At 54.3% G+C, this 22888-nt stretch carries 15 protein-coding genes and 5 tRNA genes; 9 read left to right on the forward strand and 11 right to left on the reverse strand.

Annotated features, from left to right (window positions below; translation table 11 throughout):
* Positions 1 to 775 precede the first annotated feature (775 nt).
* Positions 776 to 852 (reverse strand) — tRNA-Arg (locus AB8996_RS07990).
* Positions 853 to 982: 130 nt separating this feature from the next.
* Positions 983 to 1438: a helix-turn-helix domain-containing protein gene (locus tag AB8996_RS07995; protein WP_369298453.1), complete on the reverse strand. Its 456-nt coding sequence runs from the start codon at positions 1436 to 1438 to the stop codon at positions 983 to 985.
* A gap of 537 nt (positions 1439 to 1975) precedes the next feature.
* On the opposite strand from AB8996_RS07995, the gene AB8996_RS08000 reads away from it, so the two are divergent.
* The 3 genes from AB8996_RS08000 (at position 1976) to AB8996_RS08010 (ending at position 2928) form a co-directional block, all read left to right on the forward strand.
* Positions 1976 to 2049 (forward strand) — tRNA-Gly (locus tag AB8996_RS08000).
* A 68-nt stretch (positions 2050 to 2117) separates the two neighbouring features.
* A complete protein-coding gene (locus AB8996_RS08005; protein WP_369298454.1) occupies positions 2118 to 2303 on the forward strand; it encodes a hypothetical protein in 186 nt (61 codons plus the stop codon).
* A 277-nt stretch (positions 2304 to 2580) separates the two neighbouring features.
* Positions 2581 to 2928: a four helix bundle protein gene (locus AB8996_RS08010; protein ID WP_369298455.1), complete on the forward strand. Its 348-nt coding sequence runs from the start codon at positions 2581 to 2583 to the stop codon at positions 2926 to 2928.
* A gap of 92 nt (positions 2929 to 3020) precedes the next feature.
* Here AB8996_RS08010 and AB8996_RS08015 read toward each other — a convergent pair whose 3' ends face one another.
* The 4 genes from AB8996_RS08015 to AB8996_RS08030 all read right to left on the reverse strand — a co-directional run bounded on the left by AB8996_RS08015 (position 3021) and on the right by AB8996_RS08030 (position 7651).
* Positions 3021 to 3782 carry a TraX family protein gene (locus AB8996_RS08015; RefSeq protein WP_369298456.1) on the reverse strand — a complete coding sequence of 254 codons (762 nt, stop codon included), beginning with the start codon at positions 3780 to 3782 and terminating at the stop codon, positions 3021 to 3023.
* A gap of 185 nt (positions 3783 to 3967) precedes the next feature.
* A complete protein-coding gene (rhaD, locus tag AB8996_RS08020) occupies positions 3968 to 4792 on the reverse strand; it encodes a rhamnulose-1-phosphate aldolase (protein ID WP_369298457.1) in 825 nt (274 codons plus the stop codon).
* 19 nt (positions 4793 to 4811) lie between these two features.
* Positions 4812 to 6230 (reverse strand): arabinose isomerase, encoded by a 1419-nt coding sequence (locus AB8996_RS08025; RefSeq protein ID WP_369298458.1) that lies wholly within the window; start codon positions 6228 to 6230, stop codon positions 4812 to 4814.
* 122 nt (positions 6231 to 6352) lie between these two features.
* Positions 6353 to 7651, reverse strand: a complete 1299-nt coding sequence (locus tag AB8996_RS08030; protein WP_369298459.1) for a rhamnulokinase family protein — start codon at positions 7649 to 7651, stop codon at positions 6353 to 6355.
* A gap of 247 nt (positions 7652 to 7898) precedes the next feature.
* Here AB8996_RS08030 and AB8996_RS08035 point away from each other — a divergent pair, with 247 nt between their 5' ends.
* A complete protein-coding gene (locus AB8996_RS08035; protein ID WP_369298460.1) occupies positions 7899 to 11042 on the forward strand; it encodes a leucine-rich repeat protein in 3144 nt (1047 codons plus the stop codon).
* A 54-nt stretch (positions 11043 to 11096) separates the two neighbouring features.
* Here AB8996_RS08035 and AB8996_RS08040 read toward each other — a convergent pair whose 3' ends face one another.
* From AB8996_RS08040 to AB8996_RS08055, 4 genes are all read right to left on the reverse strand, one after another.
* Positions 11097 to 11228: a hypothetical protein gene (locus AB8996_RS08040; protein ID WP_369298461.1), complete on the reverse strand. Its 132-nt coding sequence runs from the start codon at positions 11226 to 11228 to the stop codon at positions 11097 to 11099.
* A gap of 98 nt (positions 11229 to 11326) precedes the next feature.
* A tRNA-Thr gene (locus AB8996_RS08045) sits at positions 11327 to 11402 on the reverse strand.
* A gap of 1 nt (position 11403) precedes the next feature.
* A tRNA-Asp gene (locus tag AB8996_RS08050) sits at positions 11404 to 11480 on the reverse strand.
* A gap of 502 nt (positions 11481 to 11982) precedes the next feature.
* A tRNA-Val gene (locus AB8996_RS08055) sits at positions 11983 to 12059 on the reverse strand.
* A gap of 192 nt (positions 12060 to 12251) precedes the next feature.
* On the opposite strand from AB8996_RS08055, the gene AB8996_RS08060 reads away from it, so the two are divergent.
* The 4 genes from AB8996_RS08060 (at position 12252) to AB8996_RS08075 (ending at position 16268) form a co-directional block, all read left to right on the forward strand.
* Entirely contained in the window at positions 12252 to 13250 is a 999-nt protein-coding gene (locus AB8996_RS08060) for a glycoside hydrolase family 25 protein (RefSeq protein WP_369298462.1), read from the forward strand.
* Between the two features lie 174 nt (positions 13251 to 13424).
* The gene (locus AB8996_RS08065) at positions 13425 to 14684 is read left to right on the forward strand and encodes a cation:proton antiporter (RefSeq protein WP_369298463.1); all 1260 of its coding nucleotides are present in this window, start codon (positions 13425 to 13427) and stop codon (positions 14682 to 14684) included.
* Between the two features lie 279 nt (positions 14685 to 14963).
* The gene (locus AB8996_RS08070) at positions 14964 to 15581 is read left to right on the forward strand and encodes a hypothetical protein (RefSeq protein ID WP_369298464.1); all 618 of its coding nucleotides are present in this window, start codon (positions 14964 to 14966) and stop codon (positions 15579 to 15581) included.
* 351 nt (positions 15582 to 15932) lie between these two features.
* On the forward strand, positions 15933 to 16268 hold the full coding sequence (locus AB8996_RS08075; protein ID WP_369298465.1) for a winged helix-turn-helix domain-containing protein: 336 nt from the start codon (positions 15933 to 15935) through the stop codon (positions 16266 to 16268).
* Positions 16269 to 16390: 122 nt separating this feature from the next.
* Here the strand turns inward: AB8996_RS08075 and AB8996_RS08080 are convergent, their stop codons facing one another.
* The gene (locus tag AB8996_RS08080) at positions 16391 to 19438 is read right to left on the reverse strand and encodes a glycoside hydrolase family 2 TIM barrel-domain containing protein (protein ID WP_369298466.1); all 3048 of its coding nucleotides are present in this window, start codon (positions 19436 to 19438) and stop codon (positions 16391 to 16393) included.
* Between the two features lie 190 nt (positions 19439 to 19628).
* On the opposite strand from AB8996_RS08080, the gene AB8996_RS08085 reads away from it, so the two are divergent.
* Positions 19629 to 22718 carry a phospholipid carrier-dependent glycosyltransferase gene (locus AB8996_RS08085; RefSeq protein WP_369298467.1) on the forward strand — a complete coding sequence of 1030 codons (3090 nt, stop codon included), beginning with the start codon at positions 19629 to 19631 and terminating at the stop codon, positions 22716 to 22718.
* The last annotated feature ends 170 nt before the right edge of the window (positions 22719 to 22888 follow it).

Genomic DNA, 22888 nt, shown 5'->3' on the forward strand with positions numbered 1-22888 from the left:
GTGAAAAATTGGTAGCGACCAAATCGGCGTAAAAACGTTTCTTGCCTGCCGGCTCGGTCAGTTCGCACCAGCGTCCCGCCGGGACGCGCTCACCATTTATAAGCAGTTAGCCGATGGGAGCGAGACATTTTTGAGAGAGGAGCGGCAATCCGAACGGTGAAGCCGAATTTTGCGCAGAAAAATGCGGCGAACCACAAGGATTCGCCGCGACGAGGCGCGCTTGACTTACCGGGTGCTTTCACTGGTTCAGAAACCCGCTGTAAGATAAGCGGTATTCACTGCTTTTCTCAAAATCCACGAACTAAAAACGTCCCACCGGGACATTTTTTAACGTTCTTTCGAATCCAGTCAAGCAAAGGAAAAGATGACCTTTGCCTTTCCCTCAAAAATGTTGTTAGCGACCAAATTGGCGTAAAAACGTTTCTTGCCTGCCGGCTCGGTCAGTTCGCACCAGCGTCCCACCGGGACGCGCTCACCATTTATAAGCCGTTAGCCGATGGGAGCGAGACATTTTTGAGAGAGGAGCGGCAATCCGAACGGTGAAGCCGAATTTTGCGCAGAAAAATGCGGCGAACCACAAGGATTCGCCGCGACGAGGCGCGCTTGACTTACCGGGTGCTTTCACTGGTTCAGAAACCCGCTGTAAGATAAGCGGTATTCACTGCTTTTCTCAAAATCCACGAACTAAAAACGTCCCACCGGGACATTTTTTAACGTTCTTTCGAATCCAGTCAAACGAAAGAAAAAGGAACACCTAAAGGTGTTCCTTTTTCTTTGGCGCGCTTGACTGGATTCGAACCAGCGGCCCTTAGAGTCGGAGTCTAATACTCTATCCAACTGAGCTACAAGCGCAGATATACAGGATAATCCATAAAAAGCGATTATCTTCCCAATAAGAAAAATTCTGTTATTCAGTGTAACTGACGAAAGGCGCGAAAAATGTCGAATCCTGACAGAGAAAAAAGTTTTCAGCCGCGACCGATCAATTCGCCTTTTCTTCCGCCCTGGCAGCTTTCTGCTTCTGGCGCTCCTTTTCCACATGAGCTTCCAGGCTTTCCAAGGCATCCTTGGCATTGATACCGTTTGCCCGGAGGAACAGCACCAGAGAGCGTTCGGCAGGCAGCAGTTCCCCAACCTTCTGGGGGTTGACCGCCGCGGTGCGGGACGTTCTGCGGCGCCTGCCGGCGGCGTCATACAGCGCCTCTTTCACCACAATCTCTTTTTCATAGAAAAAAGAAACCGGCACATTATAATATACGGATAACTTACCTAAAACTGCCGGATCCGGACGGGTGGTCCCTATTTCATAATAGGAATAGGTTGACCGGCTCACATTCAGCGCACGGGCAATATCCTCCTGCTTAAAGCCGAAGGTCAGCCGCAGCTCACGCAGCCTGTTACCCAGAAAATGTTCTTCTTCAAATGAATAAAATTCCATGCCTTTTCCCCTCCCTGCGGCATCCATATCACAACGATCACGGCGCCGTTAAACGCCCTTTCCGGTCAGTATTCCCGGAATCAGCGTATCTTAGTATAAATTAGTTTCGACAAAAATTCCATAGATTTGCCGTAAATCGCTAACTTGGGTCAATAAAAATCTAAATAACAGGAATTATTCTTAACATTAAGGTAAAATTTCCCTGTTTTACGCCATCTAAATAAATTAAATTTTTTCAGAAAAAAAGCAAAAAATTGACATTATTTTTGCTTTGCTTAAAAACTATGTGATGGGAATTGTCGTGAAGCACTGTCGCTTTTGCTTGCTCCCCTGGGTTTTATGCCAATTTTTCCGGCATGAGTGCAGCGATATTTTTTCACATTTCGCAGGACAGGAAATGTATTGCCTTCCCGAAAAATATCTTGGCAGGGCAATTTTCCCAAAGCAAGCTGACCTGCGTAAAAAATGCCCCGATAGATTTTTGGATTCCCCATTGACTTTTTCTTTCCGAATCGCTATAATGTTTTTGTTATCCATGCGGGCGTAGTTCAATGGTAGAACATCAGCTTCCCAAGCTGAATACGAGGGTTCGATTCCCTTCGCCCGCTCCACACTAATGATCGGCATTGGCTTATGAATGAATGCCAATGATGAAGTTCTTTACCTGGGAGGGGTCTGCATGCCAGATTACAAGGCTATGTATTATCACTTAGCGGGGCGTATGGCAACTGCTATTGATGCGTTGGAAGCCACCACCAATGCTTTGGTTGACATCACCGAAAAGCTGAAACTGGCTCAGCAGACCACAGAGGAAATTTTCATTTCCGATTCTGATGATGTTACGGATTCTTCGGATAATGAATAAGTTTTAACTATAAAAACGGTAATCCGCAAATTCCTCAGCTAAATACGCGGGTTCGATTCCCTTCGCCCGCTCCAAAAAGAAACGACAATTTTCTTTTCTGAAATTGTCGTTTCTTTTTGTTCTTTTCACTTTTCTCCTCTTGTTTTTATCTCTTCTCTAAAAATGTCGTTTCCAGATAAAAGATTAGAGATAAGAACTAAGAGAAAATGTAGCTTTGCTTTGCAAAGCGTTGATTGTAAAAATGATTTATGATACGATTTGCGAAGAGGTGATACTAATGAACAGCCCATTACTTGATAAATCTCTTGATTTTTCAACTCAAATAGTTTTGTTTTATGAAGTGTTTTCTAAATCGAAAAAAGATACAACTATCGCAAAACAATTGCTTCGTTCAGCAACAAGCAGCGGTGCAAACATAAACGAAGCAGTTTACGGCAACAGTAAGGCAGATTTTATATCTAAACTTCATATTTCGCTCAAAGAAACAGGTGAAAGCATTTATTGGCTTACATTACTGAAAAGAACAAAATTGATAGAGTATGATTTTGAAAGTTTACTCGCTTTGGCAGAAGAAATCAAGCGTATGCTCATTGCTTCACTAAATACTGCAAAAGCAAATAAATGAGCTTCAAACGCTTTATGCCTTTAAGGAAAATCACATCTGTGTCTTATTGACCTTCCTGAAGAAGCTGATAAAATGATTAAAACGGACTCCTTCTACAGCTTCACCACCCATCGCAGAATGCCTAAAAGGATCAGATGGGCGGGATAAAATGCATAAAAGAACCATTTGCAGAAAGGCGACTTACCGCCGCTTTCGCCATTATAGCAAAAACCCAGCAGCAGGGGCGACAGAAGCACCCCCAGCTGATACCAACTGTTTTCCCAGCCGTTTTCCAGATTCAGCAGAACGCCGAACAGCAGGAAGGTGAGGGTAAAAGCTGTCCATTTCGCTTTGGGCTGTTCCCGGAAAATATGCACGAACAGGCAGCCCAGCACATTGACATACCCCCAATCCCCCACCATGGAAACCAGGCAAAGCAGGAAAATCCCCAAAATCTTCAGGGGCGTCCCGGCTTTCTCGCTCTCCCAGAGCCGAATGGCCGTCAGCCCCAGAAAAAGGGTAAAGATCACGCTTTGATAAGGACAGAAAAGCAGCCGGCCGTCCCGCCAAAACAGGGGCGGCACGCCGTACTCGAACCACACAAAGGGGACCCAGGAAATCAGTGCGAACAGTGCCAGCCGCAGCTGGTATTTTCCCACATTTTTCGTGTAAGAGTAGCCCTCGCCCACAAAATACGCCATGGTGGGACCGGTCAGCCGCCCGAACAGGTGCAGAAAGCCGCCCAGCAGCGGATTTCTCCTGTCCACAAACGCCCAGGCGATATGGTCCACCGTCATGGCAAGCACCGCCAGATATTTGATCTGGTTCCGGGTCAACCCCCGGCGCTTCCCTGCCGCAAAAATCTCCTGCTCCATAGCGTCCCCCTCCCTGTCCATTTTTGGAAGAAAATTTCCCCGCAGCCGCCCACTTTTCGAGGGCTGCGGCTCCCTGCAGCTTCCCAAAACCAGTGTACCATGGGAAAAGGAACTGCGCAAGAAGCTGAAACCGCCCCGGCAAAAAGCACCATACTCCCAAAGGGTACGGTGCTTTTTTATTGCTGTCATATTGTCGCCTGATCCAAAAAATCCTTGCGATAATTCACACCAAAAAGCTCCGCCAGCTCCCGCATTTCGCTGTCCTTAATGGTGTTGATCCGCGGCAGGTGAGCCGTAAGCATATAGATCTGCGCCGCCTTTTCCACGGTTTCGATCAATCCAAAGGTTTCGTCCATGGTTTTTCCCGCGCCGTAGATCCCATGCATTCCCCACACCACCAGACGGAATTCCTTCATTTTTTCCGCCGTGGCTTCGCCGATGGAATTGGTGCCACAGAGCATCCAGGGCAGCACGCCAACGCCGTCCGGGAAAACTACGATACATTCGGTACACATTTCCCAAAGGGTGTGGGTGAACTTTTTCTCGTCCAGCTCGTGGACAAAGTTCATCGCCAGGGTATGGGTAGGGTGGCAGTGCATCACCACCCGGTTTTCCGGGTCCACGCTGAGGCGTGCCATGTGGCTCATCAGATGGGCGGGCAGCTCGCTGGTGAACCTGCTGCCGTCCCGGTACCCCCACAGCAGCTGAGCCGTTTGACCGTCTGGGGCAATTTTTATCACACCCAGATTGGTTTCGGGGTCGTCCTCCACATTTTTGAAATACTTGCCCGTGCCGGTAACAAGGAAAATCTTCCCCACTAAGGGCTTCGCTTCAAATCCGATGGGAATTTCCCGGATCACGTGGCTCATGTCCAGATATTCCGCCACCTCGTCCTCGTCCAGCAAATAGCTGATATTGCCCCCGTTGCGCTCGTCCCAGCCCAGACGGTACATGTTGGCGGTGGTGCGGCGCATTTCGGTGAGGAAAGGCGCGTCCAGTATATTTTTCATGGGAATCCTCCTTTTTTCCTCAATAGGTGATAACGTCCACGGGAACGTCAAAAATCTTTGCCACCTTCAAAATGGTGCCGATGTGCCGCCCGGAAGCCGCCGCCATATGGTGGGTGGGACCCGCCTCGCTCCAGCGGTTGCAGAACTCCCTTGCCCCGCAGGAGAACCGGGTACGCATATTGGTGTCCCCAAAATTGAAAACAGGTCCTTCCTCGTTGACGCCCTCCGCCGCAACGAATTTGAAATGCCCGTCTTTATCCTGGGTGATCCCCAGATACGTCACCGGTCCCAGATGCGGGTAGAACTGGGTCAGATACCCGCCGCCGGTTTTGCCGTGGAACACATCGACAATTTTCATGGTGGGCTTTTTCGCGGAGATATCCGCGTCCCCGGAGCCGCTGTGACCGATGATGCACAGGTTCTTCTCGAAGTCAATGGAATACATCTCGGAAAGCTGACCTGTGCCGGCGATGGTCTTGAGGATACTCATTGCCATCGCCACCTTGATATCCCCCTCCACGGCGCAGGCTACCCCCTGCTTGATGAGCATGGAGAAGGCGGGGATCAGCATACTGTCCAGCACCCCTGCCTGCCCCTGGGCAAAGCCGTCGTAATGGGAAGCGATCAGGGCGATGTGCTCCTCCTTTACCCACTGCTCAAACGCCACCACATAGCGCGCCATCTCCCAGACCTTCTCCACCGTGCCGCCGCCCTCAATGTCAAAGGTATCCAGAATGTCCTGCGCCTTGGCGCGAATGGTATCCCCGTCGGTAACGTTGTCGGCGATCGCCCACATCTTCTCCCAGTCGAACTGCTTGGTGTAAAGGAACATACGGTGATACAGGTTCGTTTCGTCAATATACAGGTCCATCATGCCCGGATAGGGGCGGCCAATCTGCGCCAGGTTGGTATCCCGGAACCGGCGGCGCACCTGGGCCGCGCAGATCCAGTCCTCGATCTCCGCCTGCGCCTGAGGGTCGCCGCCCTCCACCACGCCGGTGATCACCGCATGGCGCTTTCCGGCGCGCTCCAGGTCGGCTACCATCTCGCCCACGGCGCCGCAGGCGTAAAGCTCTCCCAGCCAGGTCGCGGTATCGGTGTGCTCATAGTCGGGCGCTTTTTTCTTTTGCAGGTTCACCAGCACCACGGGCACGTCCAGGTCCCGCACGGCGGGCAGCAGATTATAGGACGTGGCATAGGTCAGCAGCTGCAGGATCACCAGGTCCACGTCCGCCGCCCGGAATTTATCCCCGGCGGCCATGGCCTGCTCCTTTGTGGTGACGATGCCGCCGTCGATCAGCTCCGCGGTATCGGGCAGCGTCTTTTGGAACGCCGCGTACTGCCCTTCAAACTCCGGCGCCAAACTGGGGAACTGGGGCAGATACGCACCCAGGGCGATGGCGAACACGCCGACTCTTGCTTTGGTTTCTACCAGCATAGTATTTCCTCCTTATATCAGGCTGCGGTGCAGCGCAGAAATTTCCGGCACAATGTCCTCAATGGCTCCGTGCCGGGACATGGTATTCAGAACGGTACGGTTTGACATAACGGTTCTCCTTTTTACGGCTGTACGGTCTGTGCCGCCATGATCTGACAGTTCAGGTTACCCAGGGCGGTAGCCTCTATGGGCAGGGCGATCACTTTCAGCCCGGTCTCCTCCTCCGTCAGGCGGTTGAGATATTGATTTTTCGCTCCGCCGCCCACCAGATACAGCGCGTGATACCTGCGCCCGGTAAGCTTTTCTATTTCCCGCGCCGTTTCGCCGTAGCATTTTGCCAGAGAACGGTAGGCGCACCGAAAATAGTCCGCCGGAGATTGGGGCGCGGCATACCCGGCTTCGATGAGGGTCTTCTTCATCGTTCCTGCCATGGACTGCGGCGCCAGAAAGCACGGGGCGTTCACATCCACCAGACCGGGATAGCCGCTTTCCTCCGCCCCCGCCGCAAGGGCGGAAAACTCCTCGTTCGGGCAAAGCTCGGCGCGGAGCCGGTTCACCATCCACATTCCCATGATATTTTTGAGAAAGCGGAAATACCCTACGCCGCCTTCATTGGAAAAATTGGCTTCCAGGCTTTCCGGGGTGGTGACGGCGGCGGGCAGCTTTGCGCCCAGCAGGCTCCACGTGCCGGAGGAAAGGAACAGCTCCTCCCCCTTCATGGGAATGCCCTCTACCGCGCTGGCGGTGTCGTGGGTGGGACAGAGCACCACCCTGATCCCTTTGTACTCCCCCAGCACCGTACCGGGTCGGCTGAGCCCGCCAAACAGCCCCTCCGGCAGCCCCAGCTTTCGGATCACTTCCCTGTCGAACTGCCCGGTGGCGGCATTTACCAGCCCTGTAGTGGTGGCGTTGGTGTACTCGTGGGCTTTTTTCCCGCTGAGCCTCCACATCAGGTATTCGGGCACCATCAGATAATCGGTGACGCCCTCCAGCCGCCCGCTGAGCTTGTCGGCATAGAGCTGGTAGATGGTGTTGAAGGGCTGGAACTGGATCCCTGTCCGGGCATACAGCTCCGGGAAAGGCACGATCTCATGCACCCGTTTTACCGCCTGCTTTGTCCGGCTGTCCCGGTATGCATAGCAGGGCAGGACAGACCGATCCTCTTTCAGCAGCACATAGTCCACCGCCCAGGTGTCGATGGAAAGGCTCTCCACCCGGGGATATTTTTCCAGCGCCGCGTCTATCCCCGCCCTGACCTCCTGCTCCAGGCGCTCCATGTTCCAGACCAGGTGACCGTCCTGCTCTGCCACCCCGTTGGAAAAGCGGTAGACCTCCTCTGTTTTCAGCGCGCCCTCCTCCTGCCAGCCCACAATGTGCCGACCAGAGCTGGCGCCGATGTCGATTGCAAGAGTATAGTTCATAAGACCTCCTTATGTTCCTGTCAGCCCGCCGGATCTCCCCGTATTTTTCCAGCGCGATCTATACTCCTATTGTAAAAATTCAGCCCGGAAAAGTCAATGGGGGATAATTGCCGGGATTTCCTCTGCTTTTCTTGCCTTTTCCCGCCAGACATGTTAAAATTTTACTAATATACAAGGAACATACTGCGTATGGCACTCTGTGCGCTTTATGTCTAGTCGAAAAATGATATCCGGGAGAGGGTTACATATGAGAAAAGCGAGGAAAGCCTTAGCCCTGTTGCTGGCTGTATGCCTGCTGTACATCGGTTTGCCATTTTTACAAAGCACGGCGGCGGGGCTTACCACCGGCGGTCAGTGCGGGGAGAACGCGGTCTGGAGCCTGGACGAAACAAGCGGCGTGCTCATTATCTCCGGCACAGGGGCCATGCAGGACGGCGCCATTTTTAACGCCGCGAATTCTGAGGAATATTCCCTCGCCCAGAAAGTGAAAAGCGCTTATGTGTCTCAGGGGATCACCCGCCTTGGAAACGGCGTTTTTTCCAACTGCGTCAACATGAAAACCGTTTCCGTCCCGGACAGCGTCGCCGCGGTGGGGCTGAATTCCTTCCGAAACTGCCAGAAGCTGACGGACGTATATTACGGTGGAACGGCCGCACAATGGAGCGCCATGGAAATAGATAGTTTTGGGAACGGCAACAGCGTCTTTCAGAACGCTACCGTTCATTATAACGATTTTCAGGAGCCGCCTGCGGAACCTACCCCCGCACCTGCTCCCACGCCCTCTACCGCATATCTGGAATATGAAAAAAAGGCAGATCATGTAGTCATTACAGGCTGTAACCGAAACGCCGGGGGGATAATCATAATACCCGATGAAATAGAAGGTCTGCCCGTGACGGAGCTTGCCTCCTTTGCCTTTGGCTACTGCGAACATATTCTGAAAATCATCATACCCGCCAGCGTTACCGCCATTCACCCCGAGGGCGCCATCGTCGTATGCCCTGATCTTCTTGCCATCGAAGTGGACGAGGACAACCCCAACTACTGCTCGGACGACGGCATTTTGTTTAATAAAGACCAGACCACACTGATCCGCTATCCCTCCGCAAAGCCCGGCTTTTCCTACACGATACCGGACGGCGTTACCAAGCTTGCCGACCGGGCGTTTTGCGGCTGCAAAGGCTTAATGGGCATTGATATCCCGGATACTGTTTCGGTGATAGACCCCCGGGTGTTCCTTGAATGCGATAATTTAGCAAGTATTACAATACCCAATGGCGTTCCCACTATTGGCAATAACGCTTTTTGGCACTGCATCAATATGACCAGCGTCACTATCCCGGTAAGCGTCACTTTGATTGACGAGAGCGCGTTTTGTGATTGTATTAAATTGACGGACGTTTACTATGGCGGTACAAAAACGGACTGGGATAAGATCGACATTCGCGGGATCAATGAATACTCCAACGGACAGCTGAAAAAAGCCACGATCCATTATACAGAGGCTACGCCTACCCCCACGCCCACACCCACACCTGCACCTACACCTACACCAACGCCCACACCTACGCCTACACCTACGCCTACACCTACGCCCACGCCTACGCCTACACCTACCCCCACACCCTCATCGACACCGACACCGGCACCAACGCCCACACCCGGCGGCTCCCCGGCCATTGTGCTTGGCGGATCGCAGCTTGCAGGCGGGCAGGCTTCCAGTGTGTTCTTTGGAAATTACCCGCAGAGCAGCGCCGCGGAAAGCACAAAGGAGCCGATAAAATGGCGGGTGCTTTCCAACGACGGCGAAAAACTGTTTTTGATCTCAGATCAGAATCTTTACGGTCATGAATATGCCCCGGATTGTACAAATTTTACGTGGGAGAACAGCTCGCTGCGCGCCTGGCTGGGCGGAACGTTTTTTAACAGCGCATTTTCCCTAAAGGAACAAAGCCTGGTCGCCTATACCCCCCTGGAAAACGCGGATAATCTATCCTATCAGCAGCCCAGCGGCAGCGGCACTACAGATCGGATATACTGCCTGTCTATCGCGGAAGCCAGTAATGCCAGCTACTTTCCAAGTGACAGCAGCCGTATCGCGACAAATACCGCCTATGCCGCAAATTGTTTCGCCGGAGAGGACAGCACCGGTCAACCTCGTACATGGTGGCTGCGCTCCCGCGGTTCTTCCATAGACATGGCGGCCGATGTAATGGCTAACGGCCGGGTAGACAGCGACGGCTCCTGGGCAAATAATATTCGGGCAGTGCGCCCGGCGTTTCATCTGGAGCTGAGCCCCGTCCTCTTTACTTCCGCCGCCGCAGACGGTACCTGGACCATCGGTGCCATGAGCGCGCCCGGAACGAATTTGACAAATGAATGGAAGCTGACGCTCAAGGACAGCAGCCGCAGCGGTTTCACCGCAAGCTTTTCTTCTTCCAACGGCGGTGAAACGCAGGCGGGCGCCGCTGTTGCGGTAAGCTATTCAGGCGCGAAAACCGGGACCGGCGAATACGTTTCCGCCATGATCACGGACAGCGGCAACAAGGTTTTGGCCTATGGACGCATTGCCCAAAACAGTTCCGGCGGTACAGCGGCTGTCACGATTCCCGATGACCTTCCGCTTGGGAGCTATACCCTTAAGGTGTTCAGTGAACAATATAACGGAGACAAAAAGACAGGCTACGCAAGTGATTTTGTTGACCTGCCTCTTACAGTGACAGATTCAACGCCTACGCCAACACCTACACCCACGCCAACACCTACGCCCACACCGACCCCTTCCCCCACGCCGACGGCAAAACCGACAAATAAACCTGATGTCCAGCCTGTTCCTGAGCCGGAAGAAAAGGGACTTCCCTTCACCGACATTTCAGAAAACGACTGGTATTATAGTGCTGTGAAACTTGCGTATGAGCAGGGGCTGATGTTTGGCACAGGAGAGGTCAGGTTTACACCCAACCAGCCACTTACCCGCGGTATGGCGGTAACGGTGCTGTATCGCATGGCGGGAAAGCCGGAAGCAAACGCAGCTGTGCCCTTTACAGACCTGCGAAATGGAAGCTATTATGAAAAAGCCGTCCGCTGGGCGTATCATAACGGGATCGCGGCAGGGCGCACGGGAACGAGCTTTGCGCCGAACGAACCCATCACCCGGCAGGAGCTGGCGATACTGCTCTACCATTACAGCGGGGATTCAGCCGAACAGGATCCTCTGGCAGCCTTTCGAGACAATGGAAAAGTCAGCGCCTATGCCCGTCCCGCTCTGTGTTGGGCGGTGAAAAGTGAAATCATTTTCGGCAAAGGCAGTGGTATTCTGGATCCACTGGGACCTGCAACCAGAGCAGAGGCGGCTTCTATGCTGATGAGATACTGGAGGCTTGCCCAGTAAAATTTCATCTCCAAAAAGAGGCGGATACAGGAACCCTGTACCCGCTCTTTTCTTTTATGAAAAACAAAGAACGCCATGCTCATAAAGAGCACGGCGCTTTCTGGAGCTGCTATCCAGATTCGAAACTAGAAAAAAGGTATCTGCGATACCTTCTGGAAGAAGCTCCGCTTCTTCCCCCTGAATCATATGGGGCTGCGCCCCAAACCCCCGCCGCATTTTCGGCGTGTGGATGAGGTCTCCTCTGAAAACAAAAAGTGCCTGACTTTCTCAAGTCAAGCACTCTTTGGAGCTGCTATCCAGATTCGAACTGGAGACCTCATCCTTACCAAGGATGCGCTCTACCGCCTGAGCCATAGCAGCATGGCGACCCGGAACGGGCTCGAACCGTCGACCTCTAGCGTGACAGGCTAGCGTTCTAACCAACTGAACTACCGGGCCAAGAGCCTGTTTTTTTATCAGGCAACGGTTATTATACAATAGGTCATTTCCATTGTCAAGCTTTTTCTCATCGGGAAACTGCGTCTTTTTTCAATTTTGATTTTTTGCCGGGAATTTTTCTGAAATCAAGAAGATTTCCCGGGACAGGAAAATTTCCGCCCACCAATTTTTCCAAAGCTTTCCTGCGGAAAACTTTTGCTATTCTAATGTCACAGGTTCGCCTTCTGGATTTATCCTACAAAACAAAAAAGATATTTTCGCTCTCTTTTAAAAAAATTATCCAGTGCCCATGCGGATTTTAGACTTTGCAGAACTGTGTGATACAAAAAAGATGTCCTTGCCCGTGAAAGATTGGTAGCGACCAAATCGGCGTAAAAACGGCGCATTTATAAGCTGTTAGCCGATGGGAGCGTGATCTTTCACGGAGAGGAGCGGCAATCCGAACGGTAAAGCCGCATTTTGCGCAGAAAAATGCGGCGAACCACAAGGATTCGCCGCGACGTGGTGGGGACAACAGGACTCGAACCTGTGACCTCCTACGTGTGAAGCAGGCGCTCTAACCAGCTGAGCTATGCCCCCATAACGTTTGACATTGTACCAGATTTCCGCCCATAAGTCAAGGTCTGAATTTGAAAAACTTTCCCGACCTCTCCCGCCCCGTCCGTGGGACAAACTCTGCCGCTTCAGAATAGTATAAAAAGCGGGAGGAATATTTCCTCCCGAAAAGCGCATATGCTCTAAAGAAAAAGCGGAAGAAGGTGAAAACTCGGTATGGCACAATTACCGGTAACAGGCATTGACATCTCGGAATTTAACGGCGACGTGAACATTGCCGCGCTGAAAGGGCAGATCAGCTTTGTTATCATTCGCTGCGGCTATGGGAGCGATTATTCCAATCAGGACGACAGCCAGTATGAAGCCAATGTGAGAAAATGCGAGGCGGCGGGGATCCCCTACGGCGTGTACCTCTATTCTTACGCCAAGAATACCGCCATGGCGGAAAGCGAGGCCGCCCATACCCTGCGGCTGTTAAAGGGCAAGCGTCCGCTGTACGGCGTGTGGTACGATGTGGAGGACAACTCGCTGCCCACAGGGGAGACGCTGATCGACAACTGCATCACCTATTGCCGGGCTATCGAAAACGCCGGCTATTATTGCGGCATTTACGCCTCCCTGTCCTGGTGGAACGGCAGACTGAACAGCCCCCGGCTGGACCCGTTCGACAAGTGGGTCGCGGAGTGGAACGATACGCTGGATTACAACAAACCCTTTGGCATTTGGCAGTACACGGATAACGGCATTTTGAACGGCAGACGGTTCGATATGAACCGGGCATATAAAGATTACCCCAAGATCATCGAAGAAATGGAGGGAACAGACATGACAAAAGCGGAGGTCGCCGCCCTTGCCCGGCAGGAGGCGCAGAAGGTCTATCAGGAAAACGAGGAGCGCTACAAGACCCTTGCGTCCGTCCCCGGCTGGGCAAGAAGCGAAGTGGAGCAGGTCTACGAGGAGCTTGACCTGAACGGCACGGGAGAAGCGGCAGACGGCAGCACACAGCTGAATGCCAGCGCCACCTATGTGAGGGCGCTGTATGTGATCGCCAAGGTGCTGGATAAGATCGACGGCAGGCTGACGGAAGGATCGGCTGCGGATATTTCAGAAGATGCGGAACAGCCTGCCATGCAGGTGGAAGCCGCGGCGGAGGAAGAATCCGCTGCAATAGAAGCGGAGCCGGAAGCAGAGCCCCCGGAGGAGTCTGAAGAATAGCCCCTGCGCATGGGAGAAAAATAAGAAAGCGCCGTCGCCGGAGACTTTTCCGGCGGCGGTGGCTTTTTTCGGAAATTTCCCGGGAAATCCTGAGGGAACCGGCGGTCAGGCAGTTGACAAAGCGGGGTTTTGAGAGTAAGATAAGCTCCGATTGAGAATAAAGGAAGGGTTTTTATGACAGAATTGCTGTGTATTTCCGTAGCGCTGGTGGCGGGCTTACTGATGACCCGTCTCTTAAAGCGCCTTCATTTGCCGGACGTGACCTCCTACCTGATCGCCGGAGTGCTGCTGGGTCCCTGTATCATCGGGCGGCTGGGGCTGACCGGCATAGGCTTTGTGAGCTTTGAGCAGGTGGAAATTTTGCAGCCGATCTCCGATGTGGCGCTGGGCTTTATCGCCTTTGCCATCGGCAGCGAGTTCCGCTTTTCCTCCCTGAAAAAGACCGGCGGCGCAGCGGTGGTCGTGGGAATTTTCCAGGCGTTCACCGCCACGGTGCTGGTAGACCTTGCCCTGCTTGGGCTGCACCTGTTTTTGGGCGATAAGCTGCCCGTTTCCGCCGCCATCACCCTGGGGGCTATCGCCGCGGCGACCGCGCCTGCCGCCACGTTGATGGTGGTGCGCCAGTACAAGGCAAAGGGACCTGTCACGGATATCCTGCTGCCCGTGGTGGCGCTGGACGATGCGGTGGGCTTAGTGATCTTCGCCATTTCCTTTGGCGCGGCACAGGCGATGACCACCAGTGAAGCCAGCGCGGCGGCGATCATTGTGGAACCGCTGCTGGAAATCGTCCTGTCTCTGGTGCTGGGCGCGATCCTGGGCTGGATCCTGACCTTTATGGAGCGCTGGTTCCATTCCAACCGCAACCGTGTGGCGATGATCGCCGGGTTCGTGGTGCTGGCGGTAGCGCTTTCCATGTCCTCGTTCCAGATCGCGGGGCTGAACCTGAAATTTTCCTCCCTGCTGGTGTGCATGATGCTGGGCACGGTATTCTGCAACACCTGCCCCACCTCGGAGGACCTGATGAACCGGGCGGACAAGTGGTCCGCTCCGCTGCTGACGCTGTTTTTCGTGCTCAGCGGCGCCGCCCTGCGGCTGGACGTGTTCCAGGACGTTGCCATTGTAGGTATCGGGCTGGTGTATATCCTCGCCCGTTCTATCGGCAAATATGTGGGCGCGCGGGTCAGCAGTAAAGCGGCGCACTGCTCGCCGGAAATTCAAAAATATCTGGGTATTACCCTGCTGCCCCAGGCGGGTGTGGCGCTGGGTATGGCGTCCCAGGTGGGCGCCCTGGGGGAGATCGGCTCCACCATTCGCAGCATCGTGCTGTTCGGCGTTTTGATCTATGAGCTGGTGGGACCCACGCTGACCAAGATGGCGCTCACCGCTGCCGGGGATATCCACCCCAAGGAGGAGCCCGCCAAAACCACAGCGTAACGCACGGGGAAAACAAGAAAAAGCAGAGCCTGAAAGCGTTTTGCCGCTCTCAGGCTTTTTTCTGCGCGGAAAAATCGGGGTAAAAAACCACTGTCAAAAGGTATACCTTTTGACAGTGGTTTTTCTATAGACAAATCTTACAGGAAATGCCAGAAATTGTCAAGACAATCTTCCTTTTTTCCCAAAATTTTTTCTGTTTCTTTTGATAAGGAGTTCTTTTGGGACAATTGTCAAAAAGTATACTTTTTGACAAATCTATTATTCAAGGAGAACCAGCAAATGCCAAAGAAAGAGCCAAAAATGATCCCGTGCAAAAAATGCGGACAAACGATTGCTTCTACCGCAAAGACGTGCCCCCACTGCGGAGCAAAAAATATGCCTCCTCTGTATCGCCGCCCATGGTTCATTGCGATAATTGTCATTTTAGTGATTGGTGCTATCGGAGGAGCATTCGGAAGCCAGACCCCGCAAAAAAGCACACCCTCCAAGCAAGTCAACTCAACTGTCAATACGGCTGATTCGTCTGCTAATTCGGAAGTCAGCAAACCAGAATCCATGCCGAAACCGGAGATTACTTATACCCCATATGAAGTTGGTCAGCTGGTAGATGAACTAAAAGAAAATGCCCTAAAGGCTGCTGACAAGCATAAAGACGAATATGTTGAGCTAACCGGCAAGCTCAGCGTGATTGACAGCGGGGGAAAATACATATCCATTGAGAGAACCGATGAAGATTCTTTTCTGGAAGACATACAGTGCTATATTAAAACTGAGGAACAAAAATCAGTCGTAATGGAGTTATCCAAGGGTGACATCATCGTTGTAAAAGGAAAAATCAAAAATATCGGCGAAGTGATGGGGTATTCCCTTGATATCGACGAAGTCTATCAGCAATAAACAGGTCAATAGAAAAGACCGTACACCAGTTTGGTGTACGGTCTTTTCTTTCAGCTTCCCTTTCTTGCATGGGAATCCCCTCCACCGCAATTCAGCGGTTTCCTCTCCGCTTATCAAGGAGGGTTTTCTCACACACTGGTTTCTTGCTGCCCCTGCAAGGAGCAGCACCTGCCGCGCGGAGATTTTATAAAAATTTTTGAAAAAATTATAAAAAATTTTGAAAAAGGACTTGACTTCAAGTAAGCTTTATCCTGTAGGATAAAAAAAGAAAGCCTTGAAACGATGGGCGGCTCTGTCGGAGATGGCGCGGAGCCTTTGAAAAAATCCACTTTATCCTGGGAGGGAATCCGTATGTCAAAAATTTATTGGAACGATGGGCTGCTTGCCTGCACGGAGCGGACAATGACCCTGAACGGGGAGGAAGTTCCCACGTCCTCCATGGAGCGAAAGCTGCTGCTCTTTTTCCTGGAGCACCCCAATGTCGCGCTTTCCAGAGAGCTGCTGCTCCAAAAGGTTTGGGGCTATGAAATGGCGGGGGTCACCCGCACGGTGGACACCCATGTGAAAACCCTGCGGGCGCATTTGGGCAAGATGGGCAGGCTCATCGTCACGGTGCGGGGCGTTGGCTACCGCTTCGACACCCGGCAGAGTGAAACCGCGGTCTGCCTCTGCAAAGCCGCCTCCTGAACCATCTTTATATACCGCAAGCTTGTGTCCTCCATTTTTGATTCTTGATAGAGAGAGCTCCCCGATAGGCTTCTGCCTGCCGGGGAGTTCTCTTATCCTTGCGCTTATTTCCTTTTCTGAATTTATTCCGGCAGGAACGCCACATGGAAGGTAAAGCTTTCCTCGTCCAGACGGTACTGGGGCAGCAGCTCAGGTCCGCAGCTGTTGGAGCCCACGCCGCTCATTTTGTAATCCACACAGAACACCGTGCTGCCGGAGCTTTCCAGCTCGTAGGCGTGCTTCTTTGCTTTCAGCTCCTCCTGGGTGTATTCGGACACATTGCAGGAGAAGGGCGTTTCCGAGGCGGCGGTGAGAGAATAGGCGCCGTCGGTCAGGGTGGCGTAGCGGCAGCCCACATGGGAGGAATTTTCCTGGGGCTTCAGATAATTTTCATGCATGGCGCCCACCGTCTGCGCGTACACGCCCAGCCGGGACGCCCGGTGCTTATCCAGATAGCTTTCATAGGGACCGTACCCGAAATATTCCACCGCGTCAAAGGCTTTGGGCAGGAACAGCCGCAGCCCGAACCGGGGCAGGAGCGGGAACCTGGTATCCCGGGCGGCGGACAGCTCCATATCTATCCTGCCGGCTCCGTCTACCGTCCATGTCACCTCAATTTCCAAAAAGCGGGAAATGGAGAGGGCGGAGATCCCCAGATGGCAGGAAATCGCGGCGCCGCCGCTTTCCGTGAGGGCTGTTTCGGCTTCATAGACCCGCACGGTGTGGCGGTCATAGCCCGCCTGCTCCCATTTGGCATTGATATACTGGTCGTTGTCCGTGGGGGCGCGGTACACGTTCCACTCCATGGGCTTCGTCAGCAGGGTCCTGTTGTGGTAGCACAGCTCAGAGAAGGTGGCGGTACGGGTGTCGAACACATAGCGGAACCCGCTGCCGGACAGAACGGTGTACCGTCCGCCCTCCTCCACCTGCACCGTGCCGGGGGCTGGGTCGTCCAGGAAGAAGGGCTCCTCACTGAGGACGATCTCGTCAAAGCCCAGGGAATGCCCGGCGTCAAAGAAATCGCCGTCCTCCTTTGCGCTGTAGAAGAAGGTCACCGTCGCCGTGCCGTCCTCCGGCAGCTCCGGCAGGGTCAGCTCCGCTTCCCCGTGGGGCGGCAGGTGGGGCAGCTCCAGATTGCCCCCGAACAGGGTCTCGCCGTCCTGCATGACCTCGTAGGAAAGCTCCAGATAATCCTCCGCATTGGTGAAGTCCAGATAGTTGTGGAAAACGAATGTATTGGGCTTGCCGCCCTTTTCTGCCCGCAGGGGGCGGATCACATTCTTATATTCCAGCAGCCCGGTATGGGGGGTGCGGTCGGGATAGACCAGACCGTCCATGCAGAAATTCCCATCGTGGGGGAACTCGCCGAAATCCCCGCCGTAGCGGTAAATGGGGCGGTTGTCCGGGGTGGTCCCGCCGTACACGGCGTGGTCGCACCATTCCCACACGAAGCCGCCGCAGAAGCCGGGATACTTCATGATGAGCTGCTGATAGTCCTCCGCGTCCCCGGGTCCGTTGCCCATGGCGTGGATATACTCACACTGGATAAAGGGCAGCTTGTGGTCGGGCAGGTAGGGGGTGATATCCGCATCGCTGTAATAATCCCTGTGATTTTCCTCGCTGAAATACTGTTCGATATACGTGAGAGGAGCGTACATTCTGCTGAACAGGTCCAGCATGGAGAAATCCGGCTCCCTGTCGTGGTGGTAGGGCATGAAATTTTCATAGTGCAGCAGCCGGGAAGGGTCGTATTCCTTCACCCAGCGCCCGGCGTTTTCAAAGCTTTCTCCCCAGCCGCTTTCATTTCCCAGGGACCAGATCACCGCGGCGGCATTGTTTTTGTCCCGAATGACGCTGCGCTGCACCCGGTCCAGAATGGCTTCCCGGAACTGGGGGTCGTCCGCCGCGTCCGGGTAATTTTCCATGCTGTACGCACCCAGCTTGGTGGCATTGCCGTGGGACTCGATATCCGCCTCGGCAATGACATAGAAGCCGAATTCGGAGCACATCTGTAAAAACCACGGGGCGTTGGGATAGTGGCTGGTGCGAATGGCGTTGATGTTGTGGCGCTTCATCAGGGCAAGGTCCCTGAGCGCCTGCTCCCGGCTGATGGTATAGCCGGTGACGGGGTCGCTGTCGTGGCGGTTCACGCCCCGGAACTTGATCGCCGTGCCGTTTAAGAGCACCACGCCGTCCTGCACCTCGATTTTCCGCAGACCGATCTCCTGGGAAATACATTCCTCCCCAGTATCCAGCAGCAGGGTGTACTGCGCCGGGTGCTCTGCGTTCCAGAGGACGGGGTCCTCTATCTCGAATTGCAGCACATTTTCCACAGGCCCGGCTTCTCCCACCAGCCCGCCGTCAGGAGCATACAGCGCGCCGGATACGGTGCAGTCGCCCTCCAGAGAAAGCTCCACCCGGACGGTGGCATTCTCAAACTTCGGGGAGAATTCCTCCTTCACAAAGAAATCCCGGAGGAAGCTTTTCGGGCGCGCCATCAGGTACACGTCCCGGAAAATGCCGCTCATGCGCAGCTTGTCCTGATCCTCCAGATAGGTGCCGTCGCACCACTGGAGCACCAGCACGGCAATGGCGTTGTCGCCCTCCTGCAAAAGCTCAGTGATCTCAAATTCCGATGTGCTGTGGGAAACCTGGCTGTATCCGGCGAACTCGCCGTTGACCCACAGGTACAGGCAGGAATCCACGCCCTCAAAATTCAGGAACCACCTGCCGGCGTTCTCCCCCTGCAGGCTGCCCTCCTCCAGGTCGAAATGCCGGACATACAGCCCGCAGGGATTTGCCTCCGGCACATAGGGCGGGTCGCAGGGAATGGCATAATTTACGTTGGTGTACTGGTGCCTGCCGTAGCCGTGGTTCTGCCAGCAGGAGGGCACGGGAATGGTATCCATCTCGTCCTCGTCAAAGCAGATGCCCTCCTCCGGGTCCACCGCGTCCTCATAGCTTTCAAAATACTGGAAGCTCCATGTCCCGTTCAGGGAAAATACCCGGGAGGATACTCCCTCCTCCGCTTCCTCCGCTGTTTCAAAGGGAATATAGTAGCTTCTGTTCGGGGCTGTTCCCACATGGAGAACGTGGGGGTCTTCATGGAAATGCTGAGCGTGTTGTTTCATAGCGCCGTTTCCTTTCCGTAAAATTGACTTTTTCCCGGAAAAAGGGTACACTGGAAAAAGATTTTCCCCGCCCGATCTCCCGTTACTGTTAGATTACTCTGAAACGGGAAAATAGTCAATCGGCTTTTCAAAAAAAGCGGGCGCTTTTTATTTTGGAAAAAACAAAAATATTTTGGAGGAGGGAACAGCCATGGGCGTTGAAATTTTGCTGATGACCGTCTTTGCGGGCGCGCTGCTGCTTTTTGTGGGCAAGCGCCCGAAAAGCGAGCGCCTGGGCTCCGTCTCCTTTGCTGTTTGGGCGGGCGCGCTGCTGCTTGCCGCGTTCTCGCTCCGGCTGTACCTGGGGTACTACGGAAAGAGCTTTACCTCCGATATGGACACCTTCAAGGCGTGGGCATACGCCCTGAACCGCACGGACTTAAAGGAAATCTACGGCAGGGGCGACATGTACCTGGATTATCCCCCCGGCTATTTATACGTGCTGCTCACACTGGATAATCTGCGGTCGCTGTTCCATATCCCCTTTGACGCGCCGGTGTACGACCTGATGCTGAAGCTGCCCTCCATTTTCGCGGACATGGCGTGCGGCGGGGTGCTGCTCTGGGCAGGGAAGCGGAAGATCGGCGAAAAAACCGCCCTGCTGGTGACCGCCGCCTATCTGTTCTGCCCGGTGATCCTCATCAATTCCGCCGGGTGGGGGCAGGTGGATTCCTTCTGCACGGCGATCCTGCTCTGCTCCGTTCTGCTGCTTTACCGGGAATGGTACGTGCCCTCCGCGCTGCTGTACGGGCTGAGCATTGCCTGCAAGCCACAAATGCTCATTTTCGCCCCCATGTACCTGTTTTTTGCCATCAGGCAGAAAAAGTGGAGCAGGCTCCCCCTGGGCGTTCTCTGCGCGGTGGGCGCGATCCTTTTGACGGCGCTGCCGTTCAGCAATGGTCTGGATTTCCACTGGCTCCTGGAAAAGTACCGCAGCACCCTGGATTATTATAATTTTTACTCCATCAACGCCTACAATTTCTGGACGCTGCTTGGCTGGAACTGGCGGGGGCTGCCGGAGGGCTTCTCCCTGCAGGCTCTGACCCTTGCCGCCCCAATAGCCGCCACCGTGTCCTGCGGGCTGCTGCTGTTTTTGTCCCGGAGAAAGTCGGCGCTGTTTGCCTGCCCGGCGCTTTTGATGGCGGTAATGTTCCTGTTCGGCGTGAAAATGCACGAACGGTACCTGTACCCCGCGTTTTTCTTCCTTCTGCTGAGCTTCCTGTTCACCCCGGACAAGCGGCTGGTACAGGTGTTTGCAGCTGTTTCCGCCGCCGGGTATCTGAATGTCGCCCATGTCATGTATCTTTTTGACGACCTGGGCGGAAATTATGACGCCAACGCCCTTTTGACCCGCTGCATGGCGGGCTTTCAGGCAGCAGCGCTGGTACATGCCATTTATGCGCTATTTGCCGTATACCTGCCGGAAAGCATTCAGGAACGCCCCCTGCGGGACGTCCGCCCGTGGGCTGCCCCCCCAATGGGGAACCACCGAATGCGCCCTGTGGACTATCTGCTGACGGCGGCAGTAACAGGGATATACTGTATCGCGGCGTTCTGGCATTTGGGCAGCACCCAAATGCCCCGGACCGTCTGGCTGCCGGAAGCGGGGGAAAGCGTCGTGCTTCAGGCTAATGAGACCTGCGACGCGCTGTATTTCCTCCCCGGGCTTGCCCCGGACAGGGAGCACCGCGCCGCCAGGACGGGAGTAAACGTGCTGGTGGAAACCAGCGAGGACGGAAAGACCTGGAAGGACTGCGGCAATCTCCAGGACACCGGCACGTATGTGTTTGCCTGGGAGCAATGCTATCTTCAGGAGCCCGGCAGATATATCCGTCTCACCGCCCAGGACGGGAATGTGGTTCTCCATGAGATCGGCGTCAAGCTGCAGGGCAAGGCAGTCCTCACCACGCTGGAAGCAGCGGAGGCGGCTGGGCAGCCCCTTGTGGACGAGCAGGATACCGTCCCCCTGTACGCCACCTACGAGAACTCCGCCTATTTTGATGAAATTTACCATGCCCGCACCGCTTACGAGCACATTCTGGGCTTGGAGCCCTACGAAAACACCCACCCGCCCCTGGGAAAATACATCATCTCCCTGGGCATTCGGGCGTTTGGCATGAACCCATTCGGCTGGCGGTTCATGGGGACGCTGTTCGGCGTGCTGATGCTGCCCGTCCTGTACCATCTTCTGAAGCAGCTGTTTGAGAAACCTTCTCTCTGCGCCGCCGGAACGGTGCTGTTTGCCTTTGATTTCATGCACTTTACCCAGACGCGGATCGCCACCATCGACACCTACGCGGTGTTCTTCCTGCTGCTGATGTATGACGCCATGGTGGTGTTCCTCCGGCGGGATATCCGGCAGGACAGCATGAAAAAGCTGCTTCCCCCTCTGCTGTGCTCCGGCGTTTTCATGGGGCTGGGAATTTCCGCCAAATGGACGGCGGCATATGGCGCGCTGGGGCTGGCGGCGCTGTTCTTCGGTAAGCTGATCCTCTCCTTCCGGGACGCGAAACGCGCCGGGGAAAATTTGAGCCTGTTAAAAATGCGCTCGCTGCGGCTCTGCCTTTGGTGCTGCCTGTTTTTTGTTGCCATTCCCTTTGGGACGTATTTCGCGGTTTATCTGCCGCTTACCACCCTGCCCCACAACATCTCCAACATCTGGGGCAATTTCTGGAGCTACCAGACCACCATGTTCCACTATCACTCTTCCCTTGTGGCAGAGCATTATTTCGCTTCCCCGTGGTACGAATGGCCCTTTGTGGTGCGCCCCATCTGGTACTTCTCCGGGAACCCGGTGGACTTGCAGGGGCATTACAGCACCATTTCCGCCATGGGGAACCCGCTGCTGTGGTGGGCGTGCATTCCGGCGCTGATCGCCGCAGTGGTGCTGTGGATCCGGGAGCGGCAGACCTACGCCGCCGTGGTTCTCTGCGGCTTTTTGTCCGTCTATCTGCCCTGGGCGCTGGTGCCCCGGCTCACCTTTATCTATCACTATTTCACCGCCGTGCCTTTCCTGATTATCGCCCTCATCGGCGTGTTCCGCAAGCTGCCGGAAACGTCCCTTGGCAGGTACACGCTGACTGTAAAGCAGCGCGCGGTGCCCCTGTCCGACCTGTTCCTATGGGTGTTCACCGGGTTCTGTCTCATTTTATTCTTCGTGTATTTCCCGGTGATCTCCGGCGCGCCCACGGACAAAAATTACACCGATTCTCTCCGGCTGTTTTCTAGTTGGTATTTTTAATCGTGTCCATTCTTTGAGAAAGGCGCAACTTTCTACGCCGACCGCATCTTTGCAGCTATTCGACAGCTTATTTTTAATCGTGTCTGCTCTCTGAGAAAAGCGAGGCTTTCTACGCCGACCGCATCTTTGCAGCTATTCGACAGCTTATTTTTAATCGTGTCTGCTCTCTG

Source organism: uncultured Neglectibacter sp., assembly GCA_937958185.1.
Classification (GTDB): Bacteria; Bacillota; Clostridia; order Oscillospirales; family Acutalibacteraceae; genus Acutalibacter.

Coding starts and splice junctions, on each gene's coding strand:
- AB8996_RS07995 (WP_369298453.1), bottom strand. CDS start 1,438: ATGGAATTTTATTCATTTGAAGAAGAACATTTTCTGGGTAACAGGCTG.
- AB8996_RS08005 (WP_369298454.1), top strand. CDS start 2,118: ATGCCAGATTACAAGGCTATGTATTATCACTTAGCGGGGCGTATGGCA.
- AB8996_RS08010 (WP_369298455.1), top strand. CDS start 2,581: ATGAACAGCCCATTACTTGATAAATCTCTTGATTTTTCAACTCAAATA.
- AB8996_RS08015 (WP_369298456.1), bottom strand. CDS start 3,782: ATGGAGCAGGAGATTTTTGCGGCAGGGAAGCGCCGGGGGTTGACCCGG.
- rhaD (WP_369298457.1), bottom strand. CDS start 4,792: ATGAAAAATATACTGGACGCGCCTTTCCTCACCGAAATGCGCCGCACC.
- AB8996_RS08025 (WP_369298458.1), bottom strand. CDS start 6,230: ATGCTGGTAGAAACCAAAGCAAGAGTCGGCGTGTTCGCCATCGCCCTG.
- AB8996_RS08030 (WP_369298459.1), bottom strand. CDS start 7,651: ATGAACTATACTCTTGCAATCGACATCGGCGCCAGCTCTGGTCGGCAC.
- AB8996_RS08035 (WP_369298460.1), top strand. CDS start 7,899: ATGAGAAAAGCGAGGAAAGCCTTAGCCCTGTTGCTGGCTGTATGCCTG.
- AB8996_RS08040 (WP_369298461.1), bottom strand. CDS start 11,228: ATGATTCAGGGGGAAGAAGCGGAGCTTCTTCCAGAAGGTATCGCAGAT.
- AB8996_RS08060 (WP_369298462.1), top strand. CDS start 12,252: ATGGCACAATTACCGGTAACAGGCATTGACATCTCGGAATTTAACGGC.
- AB8996_RS08065 (WP_369298463.1), top strand. CDS start 13,425: ATGACAGAATTGCTGTGTATTTCCGTAGCGCTGGTGGCGGGCTTACTG.
- AB8996_RS08070 (WP_369298464.1), top strand. CDS start 14,964: ATGCCAAAGAAAGAGCCAAAAATGATCCCGTGCAAAAAATGCGGACAA.
- AB8996_RS08075 (WP_369298465.1), top strand. CDS start 15,933: ATGTCAAAAATTTATTGGAACGATGGGCTGCTTGCCTGCACGGAGCGG.
- AB8996_RS08080 (WP_369298466.1), bottom strand. CDS start 19,438: ATGAAACAACACGCTCAGCATTTCCATGAAGACCCCCACGTTCTCCAT.
- AB8996_RS08085 (WP_369298467.1), top strand. CDS start 19,629: ATGGGCGTTGAAATTTTGCTGATGACCGTCTTTGCGGGCGCGCTGCTG.